General features: G+C 67.0%; 12 protein-coding genes and 1 pseudogene. 5 read left to right on the top strand and 8 right to left on the bottom strand.

What is annotated here, in order from left to right:
• Positions 1-336 precede the first annotated feature (336 nt).
• Genes gmd through CVV76_RS23125 form a run of 4 tightly spaced genes read left to right on the top strand, consistent with a single transcriptional unit; the run spans position 337 to position 4720 of the window.
• Positions 337-1452, top strand: coding sequence for a GDP-mannose 4,6-dehydratase (gene gmd / locus CVV76_RS23140; RefSeq protein ID WP_102227052.1), 1116 nt, complete (start codon positions 337-339; stop codon positions 1450-1452).
• 24 nt (positions 1453-1476) lie between these two features.
• Entirely contained in the window at positions 1477-2421 is a 945-nt protein-coding gene (gene fcl / locus CVV76_RS23135; RefSeq protein ID WP_102227051.1) for a GDP-L-fucose synthase, read from the top strand.
• The gene (locus tag CVV76_RS23130; RefSeq protein WP_102227050.1) at positions 2421-3539 is read left to right on the top strand and encodes a glycosyltransferase family 4 protein; all 1119 of its coding nucleotides are present in this window, start codon (positions 2421-2423) and stop codon (positions 3537-3539) included. The genes fcl and CVV76_RS23130 overlap by 1 nt, the downstream gene beginning before the upstream one ends.
• Positions 3536-4720: a glycosyltransferase gene (locus tag CVV76_RS23125; protein WP_102227049.1), complete on the top strand. Its 1185-nt coding sequence runs from the start codon at positions 3536-3538 to the stop codon at positions 4718-4720. Before CVV76_RS23130 ends, CVV76_RS23125 begins: the two co-directional genes overlap by 4 nt.
• Positions 4721-4776: 56 nt before the next feature.
• Here CVV76_RS23125 and CVV76_RS23120 read toward each other — a convergent pair.
• The 3 genes and pseudogenes from CVV76_RS23120 to pobA all read right to left on the bottom strand — a co-directional run.
• Positions 4777-5545, bottom strand: a pseudogene (locus CVV76_RS23120) (IS5 family transposase); the annotation flags it as partial.
• A 157-nt stretch (positions 5546-5702) separates the two neighbouring features.
• Complete coding sequence (locus CVV76_RS23115; protein ID WP_102227048.1) at positions 5703-7094, bottom strand: glutamine synthetase family protein; 1392 nt, start codon at positions 7092-7094, stop codon at positions 5703-5705.
• A 112-nt stretch (positions 7095-7206) separates the two neighbouring features.
• A complete protein-coding gene (pobA, locus tag CVV76_RS23110) occupies positions 7207-8376 on the bottom strand; it encodes a 4-hydroxybenzoate 3-monooxygenase (protein ID WP_102227047.1) in 1170 nt (389 codons plus the stop codon).
• Positions 8377-8430: 54 nt separating this feature from the next.
• On the opposite strand from pobA, the gene CVV76_RS23105 reads away from it, so the two are divergent.
• On the top strand, positions 8431-9333 hold the full coding sequence (locus CVV76_RS23105; protein ID WP_233193122.1) for a helix-turn-helix domain-containing protein: 903 nt from the start codon (positions 8431-8433) through the stop codon (positions 9331-9333).
• Positions 9334-9335: 2 nt separating this feature from the next.
• Here CVV76_RS23105 and CVV76_RS23100 read toward each other — a convergent pair whose 3' ends face one another.
• From CVV76_RS23100 to CVV76_RS23080, 5 genes are all read right to left on the bottom strand, one after another.
• Complete coding sequence (locus CVV76_RS23100; protein WP_102227053.1) at positions 9336-10658, bottom strand: TRAP transporter large permease; 1323 nt, start codon at positions 10656-10658, stop codon at positions 9336-9338.
• Between the two features lie 6 nt (positions 10659-10664).
• Positions 10665-11246 carry a TRAP transporter small permease gene (locus CVV76_RS23095; protein WP_102227046.1) on the bottom strand — a complete coding sequence of 194 codons (582 nt, stop codon included), beginning with the start codon at positions 11244-11246 and terminating at the stop codon, positions 10665-10667.
• A complete protein-coding gene (locus CVV76_RS23090) occupies positions 11243-12292 on the bottom strand; it encodes a TRAP transporter substrate-binding protein (protein ID WP_102227045.1) in 1050 nt (349 codons plus the stop codon). The genes CVV76_RS23095 and CVV76_RS23090 overlap by 4 nt, the downstream gene beginning before the upstream one ends.
• Positions 12293-12372: 80 nt before the next feature.
• Positions 12373-14127 carry a thiamine pyrophosphate-requiring protein gene (locus CVV76_RS23085; RefSeq protein WP_102227044.1) on the bottom strand — a complete coding sequence of 585 codons (1755 nt, stop codon included), beginning with the start codon at positions 14125-14127 and terminating at the stop codon, positions 12373-12375.
• 37 nt (positions 14128-14164) lie between these two features.
• Positions 14165-15229 (bottom strand): 3-carboxy-cis,cis-muconate cycloisomerase, encoded by a 1065-nt coding sequence (locus CVV76_RS23080; protein WP_102227043.1) that lies wholly within the window; start codon positions 15227-15229, stop codon positions 14165-14167.
• Between the last annotated feature and the right edge of the window lie 11 nt (positions 15230-15240).

The raw sequence follows: 15240 nt of genomic DNA, 5'->3' as shown, positions 1-15240 counted from the left end.
TGCTAATCTGGCACCCGCCCAAGCACCATGCCAAACGTGCGACTTTTGAAGGCGATCGAAACACGCCTGGCATATTCCCGCGCATAACATCGGCCCAATTCTTGAGCATTCTTCCCGCCCGAGCCATAAGCTTTTGAAGATTTTGTAAAAAGGATCGACAGGATCAACCTGAACGGGATCGCATCTCGACCGGACCCGACGCCTCGACTAGACTGGCCGACGACGTGAGACGGCGCCGCGCTCCTCCTGCCCGCCGATCACGTCCAGGTATGACGTGAAAGATATTCCCGCCAGGCAGTCTCTCGCGCGGGCTTTGCCAGACGGAAAAGGGACAGAATGAAAAAGGCACTGATCACCGGCATCACCGGTCAGGACGGCTCCTACCTGACCGAGTTCCTGCTCGGGAAAGGCTACGAGGTTCACGGCATCAAGCGCCGCGCCTCGCTCTTCAACACCCAGCGGGTCGATCACCTCTACCAGGATCCCCACATCGACAATGCGCGGCTGAAACTCCATTACGGCGATCTGACCGACACCTCAAACCTCACCCGGCTCTTGCGCGACATCGAGCCGGACGAGGTTTACAACCTCGGCGCCCAGTCCCATGTCGCCGTCTCCTTCGAGGCACCGGAATACACCGCCGATGTCGACGGGATCGGTACGCTGCGGCTGCTGGAGGCGATCCGCTTCCTCGGGCTTGAGAAGAAGAGCCGGTTCTACCAGGCCTCGACCTCGGAACTCTATGGCCTCGTCCAGGAGATCCCGCAGCGCGAGACCACGCCCTTCCATCCGCGCTCACCCTATGCCGTGGCCAAGATGTATGCCTACTGGATCACCGTGAACTACCGCGAGGCCTACGGGATCTATGCCTGCAACGGCATCCTCTTCAACCACGAGAGCCCGCGCCGGGGCGAAACCTTCGTCACCCGCAAGATCACCCGCGGCCTGTCGAACATCGCGATGGGCCTCGAGCCCTGCCTCTACATGGGCAACATCGACAGCCTGCGCGACTGGGGCCATGCGAAGGATTACGTGCGCATGCAGTGGATGATGCTGCAGCAGGAAGAGCCAGAGGATTTCGTGATCGCGACCGGCGTGCAGTATTCGGTGCGCGAGTTCATCACCTGGTCGGCGGCCGAGCTCGGCATCACGCTGGAATTCTCAGGCGAAGGCGTCGAGGAGGTCGCGACCGTGGCCGCGGTCGAGGGCGATCTCGCCCCGGCGGTGAAGCCGGGCGACGTGATCGTGCGGATCGATCCGCGCTATTTCCGCCCCGCGGAGGTCGACACCCTTCTGGGAGATCCCTCCAAGGCCAAGCAGAAGCTCGGCTGGGTGCCCGAGATCACCGCGCGGGAAATGTGCGCCGAGATGGTCGCCGCCGACCACAAGGCCGCACGCCGCCTGAAGCTCCTCAACGAACACGGGCTCGCGCTGCCGGTCAGCGTGGAGTGATCGGCGGGGCGAAGGAGAGACAACATGACCTATGACCTCACCGGCAAGCGCATCTGGGTGGCGGGGCACCGCGGCATGGTTGGCGGCGCCGTGGTGCGTCGCCTCGCCTCGGAGGAGTGCGAGGTGATCACCGCCGGCCGCGACGTGGTGGATCTGACCGACCAGAAGGCGGTTCATGCCTGGATGGCGCAGACGAGGCCCGATGCCATCGTCATGGCCGCGGCGAAGGTGGGGGGGATCCTGGCGAACAACAGCAACCCGGTCGATTTCCTCTACGACAACCTGGTGATCGAGACCAACATCGCCCATGCCGCACATGAGAACGATGTCGGGCGCTTCCTGTTTCTCGGCTCCTCCTGCATCTACCCCAAGCTCGCCCCGCAGCCGATCCCCGAGGACAGCCTGCTGACCGGCCCGCTCGAGCCGACCAACGAATGGTACGCGATCGCCAAGATCGCGGGCATCAGGCTCTGCCAGGCCTACCGCAAGCAATATGGGCGCGACTGGATCTCGGCCATGCCCACAAACCTGTATGGCCCTGGCGACAATTACGACCTGCAGTCGAGCCACGTGTTGCCCGCGCTCCTGCGCAAGTTCCACGAGGCCAAGCAGACCGGTGCGAAGGAGGTCGTGGTCTGGGGCTCGGGTACGCCGCTGCGCGAGTTCCTGCATTGCGACGATCTGGCCGATGCGCTGGTCTTCCTGCTCAAGGAATATTCCGGGTACGAGCATGTGAACGTCGGCTCGGGCGTCGAGGTCACGATCCGCGAACTCGCGGAGACTATCGCCAAGGTGGTGGGCTACGATGCGCGGCTGACCTTCGACGCGACCAAGCCCGACGGCACGCCGCGCAAGCTGATGGACAGTTCGCGGCTGCATGGCATGGGCTGGAACCGGGGGCGCAGCCTCGAGGAAGGCATCGCCGACGCCTACCGCCATTTCCTCAGGGCCGAGGGTGTCGCCGCGTGATGACCGGACAGCCGCGCATCCTCTTCCTCGCGCTCGACACCTTCAGCCAGATGGGGGGGATCCAGCGCTTCAACCAGCGGATCCTCGAGACGCTGGACAAGCGCCGCGCGGCCGGGCTTTGCCACGTTTCGTGCCACGTCATGCGCGACACCGCCGCCGACATACCGGCAGGGCTTGCCCCCTTCGTCACCGCCTTCGGGCCCGACCGGTTTGGCTTCCTGCGGCGCAGCTTCGCCGCCGCCCGGCGTCATGACATCCTGATCGTGGGGCACATCAACCTCTTGCCCGTCGCCTGGGGCCTGAAACGCCTGAACCCTCGGCTGAAGCTGGTGATGTTCGTGCATGGTGCCGAGGCCTGGGACGATCCCATTTACCGGGTGAAGCGCCGCTACGAACCATTCATGCTCCGGTCGGTCGACCGGATTGCTTCGGTCAGCGACTATACCGCGCGGATCATGGCTATGAAATTCGATGTCCCGCCGTCGAAATTCGCACTCTTCCCGAACACTGTCGACGGGCCCGTCGATACCGCCCGTACCCCGGCGGAGGCGCCGCGGATCCTCGCCGTATCGCGCATGGCGGGTCACGACCGGGCCAAGCATCTCGACACGCTGATCCGGGCGATGGCGGAGCTGCCGACCGAGCTTGCCGGGGCTCGGCTCGACATCATCGGCGACGGGGTGCTGCGCCCCGAACTCGAGACGCTCTGCGCCGAGCTCGGACAAAGCCACCGCATTACCTTCCACGGTCGGGTCGACGACGCGGCCCTGCTTGCCGCCTACGAGGGCGCACGGGTATTTGCCCTGCCTTCGGCCAAGGAAGGCTTCGGCATCGTTTATCTCGAGGCCTGGCGCTATGCGCTTCCGGTTATCTGTTCGACCCGCGGGGCCTCAACCGAGATCGTCACCGACGGGCTCGACGGCTACGCGGTAGATCCCACGGATCACGCCCTCCTGGCCAGGCGGCTCGCCGCTTTGCTCGGCGATTACGACCTGGCTCGCCGCCTCGGTCAGGCCGGGGCGCGCAAACTTGCTGAGCACTATCTGCGTCCCAATCTCGAGGCCAATCTCGGGGATCTTCTGACGTCCTGTGGTGGCGAAGAGCGGATGGCGGCATGAGGATCCTTCGTGTCATCGCGGGCATGAACCCGGAATCGGGCGGCCCCGTCGCGGGTCTGCTGAGCTCCACTGCCGAGCTCGCACAGCGGGGCCACGAGACAGAGGCGGTGACCCTCGATCCACCGGATGCGCCCTTCCTCGCCGCCTGCCCCTTCCCGGTCGCCGCCTGCGGCGCGCGCAAGGTTCTGCCGAAGCTCACCTATAGCGCTGCCTTCCTCGAATGGATCCGACAGAATGCGCATCGCTTTGATGTCGCGGTGATCCATGGACTATGGAACTTCGCCTCGGTCGGAGGCTGGCGTGCACTGACTCAGGCGGGGCTACCCTATGTGCTCTTTAGTCACGGGATGATGGATCCCTGGTTTCGTCAGGCCTATCCGGCGAAACACTGGGCCAAGCAGGCCTTCTGGCTGCTGCAGGGTCGGGCCCTGCGCGATGCACATCGGGTGCTTTTCACCTCGGAAGAGGAGCGGCGCCTGTCCGAACCTGTGTTCTTCGGCTACCGTTTCCGCGGACAGGTCATCGCCTATGGTGTGGCGCCCTCTGCCGATGACCCGGCCAGCCTTGAGCGCAGCCGGGTCGCGGCAGCGGCAGCCGTGCCTGGCCTCGCGGGGCGGCCTTACCTGCTGTATCTCAGTCGGATTCACGAGAAGAAGGGCTGCGATCTTCTGATTGATGCCTTCGGAAAGGTCGCGGTGACAGCCGGCGATCTGCAGCTCGTCATGGCCGGTCCAGATCATACCGGGCTGGTGCCGCAACTGCGTGCCCGCGCCGAAAAGGCCGGAGTCGCCGGGCGGATTCATTGGCCCGGCATGCTGACAGGCGATGCCAAGGCAGGGGCCCTGCGTAGCGCCCGGGCCTTCGTACTGCCCTCGCATCAGGAGAATTTCGGCATCGCCGTCGCCGAGGCCCTGGCCGCCGGCACCCCGGTCCTGATCTCCGACAAGGTCAACATCTGGCGCGAGGTCGAAGCCGCGGGCGCCGGCCTCGTCGCCCCGGACACGTTGGAGGGCACCGAGCAGCTGCTTGCCCGCTTCCTCAGCCTCGACCCTTCCGCCTCCGCCGCGCTCCAAGCCGCGGCGCGGCCTTGCTACGATGGAAATTTCTCGGTCGGACGAGCAGCGGAAGACCTGGAGAGGGTCCTGACGGAAGCCGCGGCCACCCAAAGCGGCCCGGAATGAGCGCGCATTTTGGAATGCAGACTCATTTGCTCCAAGCTTCTTAGCCTCAGACCTCCTAACCAGAACAGCACTTTCGCGGCGAGCGCGACGGCTGAGAAGAACACTTTTGGGCACCTGTCATACTGGGTCGCGACGCGTCGTCAGTTCGTGAGCCTGCCGAACATTATCTCGCTACGGTTGCGGCTGACCTGCCACGGCTTATGTAGCGGCGCTTGCCATATTTGACGGGGATCCTGCGCGCCTTGCGGCCAGGAATGCAGGCACTGATCCCATTGTATTGCAGGGCATCTCGGAAACAGTCGGCGTCGTAGCCTCGGTCGGCGAGCGACCACTGCGCGGCAGGCAGACCGCCCATAAGAGCCGCTGCCCCAGTCTAATCGCTGACCTGTCCGGCAGACCTGTAGAACCGGATCAGGCGTCCCCTTGCGCCGGTCATCGCATGGAGTTTGGTCTTCATCCCACCCTTGGTGCCGCCGATAGATCGTCCACGTTCCCCTTTTTACTCCGCAGGCTCGAGGCCGTGCGGTACGCTTCCAGATAGGTCGCATCGATCATGACCGTACTTGGCTCCGCCGCGCCCGCCGCCAGACTTTCGAAGATCCTGGCAAACACGCCCATCTCGCTCCCGCGCTTCCAACGGTTGTAGAGCGTCTTGCGCGGGCCCTATTCCCCAGGGACGCCATGCCATAGCAAGCCATTGCGATTAATGAAGATTATACCTCTCAAGCCCCGCCGGTCATCGACCCGCGGGCGGCCATGGCTCTACGGAAAGAATAGCCGAAGGCGCGCCATTTGCTCGTCAGTCAGCCAGAAAAGATTGCTCATCGTACTCCACCAATGTGGGAGAGCATGAATCACGCCACCAAGGGCGATGCAAGCCGACCAATCGGTCCTGAGCCTAGCGCAGAAGTCGTCTCCCCGCCCCGGGGCATTCCTGATCACCCACGAACGCTCAGATCCGCGCCCTCCCCCGCCCGTCCCATCAGATCGTGTGCAGGTAAAGCTGGTAATCCACGTCCGCGATGGTGCGGGCGACGCGGGCGTATTCGGCGGCGCGGATTGCGGTGAAGGTGCAATGCATGTCCGGTCCCAGCGCCTTCTTCAGGAAGTCCGACCCCTCGGCCAGTCGGATCGCCGACAGCCAGTCGCGCGGGATCGCCGGGTCATCGCTGTCTTCTTCATAGGCGTTCCCGGTGGTCTCGGGCCCCGGGTCGATGCGGTTGTCGATGCCATGCAGCATCCCTGCCAGCACCGTCGCGCCCACGAGGTAGGGGTTGGCGTCGACCCCCGAGGGACGATGCTCGATCCGGCGGGCCCTCACCTCGCCTTCCGGGATGCGCAGCGCGACCGAGCGGTTGTTCACCCCCCAGGCGGTCGAGACCGGCGCATAGCTCTGGTTCGCGAAACGTCGCCAGGAATTCAGGTGCGGCGCAAAGATCAGCATCGATTCCGCCATCGTCGTCTTCAGGCCCCCCAGTGCATGCAGCAAGGTCTCGGTCCAGCCCTCGCCCGGCGCCTCTGCCAGCACGTTCCGGCCATCGCTGTCCATCAGCGAGACGTGAAAATGCATGCCCGAGCCCGCGTAATCCTCGATCGGCTTGGCCATGAAGCAGGCGGTGACACCATGGGCGCGGGCCTGCTGCCGCACGATGCGTTTCAGTCGCACGATATCGTCGGCGGCCTGCATCACGTCCTCGCGGTAATGCAGCGTGAGCTCGTATTGTCCCGGCGCGTATTCCGAGATCAGCGTCTCTGCCACGATCCCCGCCTTCTCGGCCCCGGCGTAGATGTCGGAAAAGAGCGGCAGCATCCCGTGCAGGTGGTCGAGCGAGTAGACCTCTGTCTTGCTGCTGGCGCGCCCGTCGAGGACGTCGCGCGCCGGGCGAACCTTGCCGTCGGGGCCGCGCTCGTTGTCGAGGAGGAAGAATTCCAGTTCGAACGCACCCGCGGGCTTCAGGCCGCGCTCGGCGAAGGCCGCAATCTGGCGGGCCAGAGCGTGGCGCGGGTCCGATGTCATCGGCCGTCCGTCGAGTTCGTAGAGCGACAGGAACACCTCGGCCCGCGCGGGTTGGGTGTTGTGCAGGGGCTTCAGGGTGCCGGGCACCGGCCAGGCGCGCAGGTCGCCGTCGCCCTGATCCCAGATCAGCCCGGTCTCGTGCACGTCCTCACCGCAGACGTCCAGCCCGAGGATGGAGATCGGGATATGCCGGCCCGAGCGGTAGAGCGGCAAAAGCTCGTGACGGCGGATGATCTTGCCACGTCCGATGCCCGCGCTGTCGTGAAGCACGATGTCGATCGCCTCGATCTCGGGATGGGCGGCGAGGAAGGCCTCGGCCTCGGCAATGTCGGCGCCGGAGGGGCAGGGCTGGGTCATGACGGGCACTCCGCGGCTTGGATCCCGCCGGAGTAGCCCAGAACCGGGGGTAAGGAACAGGGGGAGAAGATCGGGGGCCGCGAAAGTCGTTGGTGGCGCCGGCGAGGCGGCCCTAGTAAGGCAGGCCGATGTAGTTCTCCGCCAGGTCCTTGCGGGCCGTTTCGGACCCCGCCAGATGGGCCATCGTCGCGCGCCGCATCTGGGCGGCGAAACCGTCCTCTCCGTCGAAGCGGTGCAGCATCATGGTCATCTGCCAGGAAAACCGCATCGCCTTCCACACCCGGGCCAGCGCGCGCTGCGAATAGCCGTCGATCCCCCGCGCATCGCCACGCTTGAGCATGTCGATCAGCGCCTGGTGCAGATAGAAGACGTCAGATACCGCAAGGTTCAGCCCCTTCGCCCCCGTCGGCGGCACGATATGCGCCGCGTCGCCTGCAAGGAACAGCCGGCCCCAGCGCATGGGTTCCGAGGCAAAGCTGCGCAGGGGGGCAATGGATTTCTCGATCGATGGGCCCTTCACCAGCCGCTCGGCAGCCTGCGCCGGGATACGACGGCGGAACTCGGTCCAGAAGCGGTCGTCGGACCAGTCTTCCACCTTGTCGGTCAGCGGCACCTGCACGTAATAGCGCACCAGGGTTTCCGACCGCATCGAGGCCAGCGCGAAACCGTGGGGCGAGTTGGCGTAGATCAGTTCGTCGTTCACCGGCGGCGTGCGCGACAGGATGCCCAGCCAGCCGAAGGGGTAGACCCGCTCGAATTCCTGCCGCTTCTCCTTGGGGATGCTCTGGCGGCTGACGCCGTGGAATCCGTCGCAGCCCGCGACATAGGCGCAGGTCAGGCGCCGCGCCTCGCCGTTCAGGGTGAATTCCACCACTGCCTGCGCGTCGTCGAGGCCGGTGATCCGCACATCCTCCACCCCGTGGTGGATGATCGTGCCCATCGCATCCTGCGCGTCGTAAAGGTCGTGCGTCACCTCGGTCTGGCCGTAAACCATGACCTGCTTGCCGGTAAGACCCTTGAAGTCGATATGTACCATCAGATCGCTGTCGGTCATGTAGCAGCCGTCATGGGGGATCCCCTCGGCCTCCATCCGGGCGCCGACGCCCGCCTCGCGCAGCAATTCCACCGTGCCCCATTCCAGGATACCGGCGCGGATCCTCTCCAGCACATGCGCGCGGGTGGAACGTTCGAGGATCACCGTCTCGACCCCGGCGCGGTTCAGAAGCTGCGACAGCAGAAGGCCGGCAGGGCCCCCGCCGATGATGACGACCTGAGTATCCATGATGGGTCTCCTTCCCCCTGAGCGGCACTTTAGCGGCCCGAAAGACCACTCAGAATGGACGAACGCGGCAATCGCTGGCACTATTCGTGCATGGAGCCCCTTGCCACGCCCTTGCTTTCCGGGATCCCGGTCTTCAACCTGTTCGGCGAGACCGGGGCCTTTCCCGACGTGATCCATGTGGAGCGGATCCGCGACCGCGCGCGGCTGCATGACTGGAAGATCGCGCCCCACCGGCATCGCGAGATGGCGCAGGTGTTTCACATGCTGCGGGGCGCCGCCGACGTGCGCGTCGACGGGCGCGAGATCGCGTTGACCTCCGGCCAGGTGCTGTTCGTGCCGCCGCAGGCGGTGCATGGCTTCGTCTTTGCGCGGGGGGCCGAGGGGCACGTGCTGTCCTTTCCCGCCGCAGTGACAGCGGCGATCGGGCGCAGTTCGCGCGCCTTGGCGGGGCGGCTGGCGCGGCCCTTCGCGGGGCCTGTCGGGGATGGGGCGGTGGCGCTGATCGACCAGTTGGAGACGGCATTCCAGAACCGGGCGCCGCTTCGGGCCGAGCTTCTGGTCGCGCTCAGCCATGCGCTTCTGGCCGGGCTGGCGGCAGAGGAGGCCGCGCGCGCCGCCCCCGCTCCGGTGGCCGGAGATCCGCGGCTTGCCGCCTTCGAGACGCTGATCGCGCAACACCTGGCCGAAGGGTGGCGCGTGGCCGATTACGCCCGCGCGCTGGCGCTGACGCCGGGGCACCTGAACCGGCTTTGCCGCGCCGCGACCGGCGAGACCGCCGGCCACCATGTCGAAACGGCGCGGATCACCGAGGCGCGGCGGCTTCTGGCCTTCACCCGCATTCCGGTGGCCGAGATCGGCTACAGCCTTGGCTTTGCCGATCCGTCCTATTTCTCGCGCCGGTTCCGCGCGGTCTGCGGCGAAAGCCCCGGTGCCTACCGCGCGCGGCTGGCGGGATAGCCCTATCCCGCCAGCAGGTGCGGCAACCCGAGGCTCAGCACCGGGAACAGCACGAGAAGCGTGACGCGCAACGCCTCGACCCCGAGGAAGGGCATGACGCCCTTGAACGTCTCGCGCATCGGCACCTCGGGATCCATCGCGTTGATGATGAAGACATTGAGGCCCACCGGCGGTGTGATCAGCCCCAGCTCCACCACCACGAGGATGATGATCCCGAACCAGACCTTCAGGTCGTTGGGGTCAAGGCCGAAGTCCAGCCCCGCGACAACCGGCCAGAAGAACGGGATCGCAAGGATCACCATCGACAGGCTGTCCATCAGGCAACCGAAGATCAGGAAGATCACGATGATCAGCACGAGGATCGCATAGGGCGGCAGGCCCGAATGCTGTAACCCGCTGGCCGCCGCCTGCGGCACGCCGGCCCGCGCCATGAAGATCTTCAGAAGCTCCGCGCCCAGCAGAATGAGGAAGATCATCCCCGAGGTACGCGCGGTTTCCAGGATCGCCTCCAGCGCCTCGCGCCAGTGCAGCCGCCCGGTGGTGAAGCCGAAAAGCGCCACGAGGAAGACCCCCACCCCGGCGGCGGGGGTCGGGTTGTAGATGCCCGCGTAGATGCCGCCGATCACCACGGCAAAGATCGCCACGACCGGAAGCACGCCCAGCATCGCCGCGCCGAACTCGCGCGCGCTGACCGCCTGCCCCTCGGGCCCGGACCCCGGCACGAGACGGACATAGATCGCGATGGCGGCAAGGAAGAACAACGTGGCAAGGATCCCGGGCACGAGGGCGGCGGCGAACATCGTCACGATGTTCACCTCGACGATCACGGCGTAGACGATCAGCACGACCGAGGGCGGGATCAGGATACCCAGCGTGCCCCCCGCGGCGATCGCGCCGGTGGCGAGCGAGGGCGAGAAGCGGTAGCGCTTCAGTTCCGGCAACGCCACCCGCGCCATGGTCGAGGCGGTCGCGGTGGAGGAGCCCGAAAGCGCGCCGAACCCCGCGCAGGCGGCGATCGCGGCCATGGCGACCCCGCCTCGGAAGCGGCCGAGGAGTGCGTTGCCCGCGCGGAACAGGTCGCGCGACAACCCCGAGCGGGCGGCGAGTCCCCCCATCAGGATGAACATCGGCAGGACGCTGAGCTCGTAGCTGGAATATTGCGAGAAGGCGAGGTCGCGCAGCTGGCTGAGCAGGACCGCAGGCCCCGAGGTCAGCATGGTGCCGCCGATCCCCACGAGGATCATCGTGTAGGCCACGGGCACGCGGATGACGATCAGACCGATCATCACGACAAGGCCGATGAGGCCGAGGGAGAAACTGTCCATCATGGCTTATTCGCTGATCTGGATGCCGTCGGCGGCGACGAAGGGGGAACGCCCGCGCGCCACCCGCAGCGCGTCGACAAGGGAGATCAGCGCCGCCGCGACCCAGAGGGCAAGCGAGACGAGGATCGGCGGAAAGGCAGTCCAGAGCGGCAGTTGCAGCACCGGTGTCACCTCGGGGAAGGCCATGTAATCGCCGAAGCCCAGCCACATCTGCCGCAGCAGGAGGGCCGAGAACCCCAGCGCGAAAAGCGCCGAGAGGATCGCCATCAGCGCCTTCTTCCCGGGGCCCAGCCCCTCGGTGAAGATGTCGACGGTGACGTTCGCGCCGGTCAGCTGGCAATAGGGCAGGAAGGCGAAGATCGCGACCGCGATCAACAGCTTGGTCAATTCGTAAGAGGGCGAAAACGGTGCGTGCGCCACCACCTGCGCGGTGGCGCTGTAAGCGGTCATCACGGCAAGGCCGCAGACGATCAGCCCGCCCAGCACGGCCCATCCCCGGATCACCACGGCAAGCCCGCGCGCAACCCGCGCCGGCAGAGAGGCGGCGCCGGGGGCGGACCCCGGCGCCTTGTTCGCGGCACCGCTCACGAGGCGTATTTCCCGATCGTGTCGCGCGCGGTCTTCACGTAATCCTGCCCGCCGATCTTCTCATGCGCCTTGGCCCAGCTGTCGACCACGGGCGAAAGCACCTTGTTGAAGCCGTCCCAGGCCTCGTCGGTCAGGGTGATATGCTCGTTGCCGTGCTTGACCGCGACGGCAATCCCGTTGTCGTCGTCCATCCGCCAGATCTTGGCGACCTCGCGCAGCCACTCCTCACCGCAGTTCTTGTCGAACACCTGCTTGAGGTCGTCGGGCAGCGCCGCCCACTTGTCCTTGTTCATCGACACCTGGAAGGTGGTGGTGCCGAGGCGCTTCTTCTCCGGCCCCTCGATCTGGTACTTGGTCACGTCCTGCAGCTGCAGCGCGGGGATGATCTCCCACGGGATCAGCGCGCCGTCGACCACGTTGGTCGAAAGCGCCTGCGGCAGGTCGGGCACGGGCATGGTGACGGGCGCCGCCCCCACCGCCTTGACCACGTCGACACCGGTCGGCCCCGGCACGCGCAGGCGGGTGCCGTTCAGATCCTCGACCTTGTGCACCGGCTTCTTCGCCATGTGGATCGCCTGCCCGGCGTGGACATGGTTGAAGAGCAGGTGGACCGCGCCGTAATCCTTCTCGATATGGTCCTTGTACATCGCCCGCATGGCCAGGTTCGTGGCCGCGATGTCGTTGGTGAAGACGGTCGGAAGCTCGAACACCTCGCAATGCGGGAAGAGGCCGGGGGTGTAGCCGTTCACCGCCCAGATGATGTCGACCACGCCGGTCGCGACCTGGCGGAACAGCTGCGGCGGCGCGCCGCCAAGGCTCATCGACGGATAGATGTCGATCTTGACCCGGCCCTTGCTGTCCTCCTCGATCCGCTTGCACCAGGGTTCAATCATCTCCACCTGCGCGGGCGACTTCGGCCCGAGAAAGTGGTGGAACTTCAGCGTCACCTCGGGGCTGGCCGCCCAGGCGCGCCGCACCACGAAGGGCGAGGCCACCGCGGCCCCCGCCGTCGCCCCGGCCATCGTCAGGAAGTGCCGTCTCTGCATTGGTTTCTCCTCCCTATGCGTTGGTTTTTCTTCTTAGAGCCCGGGGGTGCCCCGCGGTCAACATTCCGTTATCCGCGTCCTCATCCCGCGCGGGCGATGGCGATATCCAGCAGGACCTGCCGCCGTTCCTCCACCGCCACCCGGATCGCACGGTCGAGCGCGGCGGGAAGCGCCGCGCCGTCCTCGACCCGTTCGGTCCAGGCGCGGCTGGCCTGTGCGGTCAGGGTGAAATCCGGGCTGGGGGTCAGCGCGGTCAGCGGCACGTCGTTGGCCTTCGCCGCCAACCCATCGGGGTAGAGGCCCTGCACCGCGTGCCGCACCGCGCCCCATTCGGCATTGTTCAGGACCAGCGTGATCACCGGCAGCGAAAGCGCCTCGGCCACCTGGTGGCAGGCGGTGGGATTGGCGAACATGTAGGAGCCGTCCCCCATGGTCGCGAACACCACGCGCTCGGGCTCTGCCAGCTGCGCCCCCAGCGCGGCGGGAAGCCCCCAGCCAAGGCCGCCGGAATGCGGTTCCTGGAAGTAGCTGCGGGGCTGGTCGAGGCCGAGTGCCGCCAGCGGCGCGCCCAGCTCATGGAAGACCGAGGCCGCGCGGCCCATCTCCTGTTGCAGCTTGCGGACTGCCCGGCCGAGACAGAGGCTGACCCATTCCTTGCTCATCGGTGCGCCGTTGCCGCGCTCGGCCGTGGCCGTGACCGCCTCGCGATTGGCCTCGGCACGCGAGGTCAGCGACGACAGCCTCCGCGCGATCGCGGCAGTGTCGCGCGGCAGCCCTTCGACCGCGGCGATCAGCGCGTGCACGACCCCGGCCGTGTCCCCCGCAAGCGTCACGTCGGCGCGGAAGTTGCGCATCGGCGTCGAGCGGGCGAACAGCGGATCCGGCCCCGCGTGGATCACCTTGGCATCGGCGGGCGGCCCCATCCGGTCGGGCCACCACGGCGCCAGCGCATCGAGGACGAGGACGACATCCGCCTCGGCCAGCAGGTCCGCAGGCACCCATTCGACATGGCAGGGAGAGGACATCGGGATCGCGATCCGGTTCGCCCAGTAATGCGAAACCGGGATCGCCCGCGCCTCGACGAACCGTGCCAGCGCGTGGAAGGCGTCGTCGCTTACGGCACCGCAGCCCGTTCCACGCTGGGCGATGATCAGCGGCCGCTCGGCGCGTGCCAGAAGGTTCGCGGCCTCGGCCAGCGCGGCGGGATCGGGGGCGGTCCTGACCGGCGCCATGCGGGACGGCGCCGCGATCGCGGCGGGCGGGCAGGCCTCGCACAGCACCTCGCGCGGGAGCGACATGTAGACCGGGCCAGTGGGCGTGGAATTGGCGATCGCCCAGCCGCGATCCAGCATCTCGGGCAGCTGCTCGGGAAACCGCAGCTCGTAATCCCACTTGCAGGCCTCGCGCACCAGCGCGGTCTGGTCGCGCATCTCCTGCCCCCAGCCAATCGGCACGGTGCGTGCGCCGAAGCGGCCGCCCTCCATCACCGGGGTGCGGCCCGACATCAGAAGCATCGGGATCTGGTCGCAGGCCGCGTTGATCGCACCGGTCGCACCGTTCGACAGGCCCACGTTGGTGTGCAGCATCACCGCCTGCGCCCTGCCCGAAACCAGATAGTGCCCGTGCGCCATGCCGACGGCGACGTGTTCATGCGGAATCACCAGCGCCTGCGGCAGGTCCACCCCGGCCTCGCGCGCCGCGATCAGCCCTTCGATGATCGGCGGAAAATCGGTGCCGGAATTGGTGAAGACATAATCGACGCCAAGCGCCTTGAGCTTGCCGAACAGCGCGCCGCCCGCGGTGATCGCGCCCTCTGCCTTCTCGTGGTCCTGCATCCTCCGGCCCTCCCCTGCCTCGGATCATTCCGGATTGTCAGCCCGGATCGCCCATGCTCTCGACACTTTCGATGAGGGTCAGCGCCGCCGTCAAAGCCCGCCCCGCGGCCTGCGCCATCTGCGGCAGGACCATCCATTCCAGGGCCCAGGCACTGCCCGAGCGTTCCTGTTCATGCACCAGCGCATGGTGCATCGCCGACACCTGCACCGCATTGAACCTTGCCAGCGTCACCAGAAGCTCTGCCGCGACCGGGTTCTGCTTGTGCGGCATGGCCGAAGATCCGCCGCCCCCGGACATCGCGATCGTGCCGATCCCCTGCTGCGCCATAAGGGCCACGTCCTGACCCATCTTGCCCAGCGACCCGGTGATCAGCGACAGCGCGTCGGAATAGCCGACGACCCCCTGCCGCGTCGCGTGCCACGCCGCCTGCGCCGGGGCCAGCCCCAGCGCCTGCGCGATGTGATCGGTCATGGGCTGCGCCTGTTCCCCAAGCGCGCCGCGGTCGCCCGAGGCGCCGCCGACCTGCACCACCGCAGCTTCGGCCCCGGCCTGCGATAGCCGCGCCATCAACCCCGCGAGCGGCTGGCGCCAGGGGCGGATGCGGTCGGCCACCGTCACCTCGGTCGCGGCCTGCATCCGGGTGCGCGCCATCAGGGGCCGCGTCCCGAACCGCGCCGACAGGTCGGCGAGCGCGGCGTCCAGCGCCTCGAGCCGTGGCAGCAGCAGATGGGTCGTGTCCCGCAGGGTCAGCGCCAGCGCCGTGTCCACCACGTCCTGCGACGTGGCCCCGCTGTGGACAGCCTTCGCCACCGGCCCGGACAGCCCCTTGCGCAGAAGCTTTGCCAGCACCGGCACGGGCACCCCGTCACGCCCCATCCCCTTGGCCAGATCCGCGGAAACGAGGGACGCGCCCTCGATCGCCCGGGCGGCAGCCTCGGCATCCTCGGCGGGCGACAGGCCGCAGGCGCCCCGGGCGCGCGACCACGCGGCCTCGAACGCCAGCATGTGGGCAAGCTGGCGCTCCGCGCTCCAAAGCGCGGCCATGTCCGGATCGGCGAAGAGACCACCGAGCCAGGGATGATCGAAGACGCTTGCGCTCATGATGCGCTCAT

It is taken from the genome of Acidimangrovimonas sediminis, assembly GCF_002871005.1.
In the GTDB taxonomy this organism is placed as follows: domain Bacteria; phylum Pseudomonadota; class Alphaproteobacteria; order Rhodobacterales; family Rhodobacteraceae; genus Acidimangrovimonas; species Acidimangrovimonas sediminis.
Note: the sequence above shows the minus strand (reverse complement) of the source record. Positions and strands in the feature narration are given on the sequence as shown.

Excerpts from the sequence above, each read along its gene's own strand:
- CVV76_RS23080 (WP_102227043.1), bottom strand. The coding sequence starts at position 15,229 with ATGAGCGCAAGCGTCTTCGATCATCCCTGGCTCGGTGGTCTCTTCGCC.
- CVV76_RS23085 (WP_102227044.1), bottom strand. The coding sequence starts at position 14,127 with ATGCAGGACCACGAGAAGGCAGAGGGCGCGATCACCGCGGGCGGCGCG.
- CVV76_RS23130 (WP_102227050.1), top strand. The coding sequence starts at position 2,421 with ATGACCGGACAGCCGCGCATCCTCTTCCTCGCGCTCGACACCTTCAGC.
- CVV76_RS23100 (WP_102227053.1), bottom strand. The coding sequence starts at position 10,658 with ATGGACAGTTTCTCCCTCGGCCTCATCGGCCTTGTCGTGATGATCGGT.
- gmd (WP_102227052.1), top strand. The coding sequence starts at position 337 with ATGAAAAAGGCACTGATCACCGGCATCACCGGTCAGGACGGCTCCTAC.
- CVV76_RS23090 (WP_102227045.1), bottom strand. The coding sequence starts at position 12,292 with ATGCAGAGACGGCACTTCCTGACGATGGCCGGGGCGACGGCGGGGGCC.
- pobA (WP_102227047.1), bottom strand. The coding sequence starts at position 8,376 with ATGGATACTCAGGTCGTCATCATCGGCGGGGGCCCTGCCGGCCTTCTG.
- fcl (WP_102227051.1), top strand. The coding sequence starts at position 1,477 with ATGACCTATGACCTCACCGGCAAGCGCATCTGGGTGGCGGGGCACCGC.
- CVV76_RS23105 (WP_233193122.1), top strand. The coding sequence starts at position 8,431 with ATGGACGAACGCGGCAATCGCTGGCACTATTCGTGCATGGAGCCCCTT.
- CVV76_RS23115 (WP_102227048.1), bottom strand. The coding sequence starts at position 7,094 with ATGACCCAGCCCTGCCCCTCCGGCGCCGACATTGCCGAGGCCGAGGCC.
- CVV76_RS23125 (WP_102227049.1), top strand. The coding sequence starts at position 3,536 with ATGAGGATCCTTCGTGTCATCGCGGGCATGAACCCGGAATCGGGCGGC.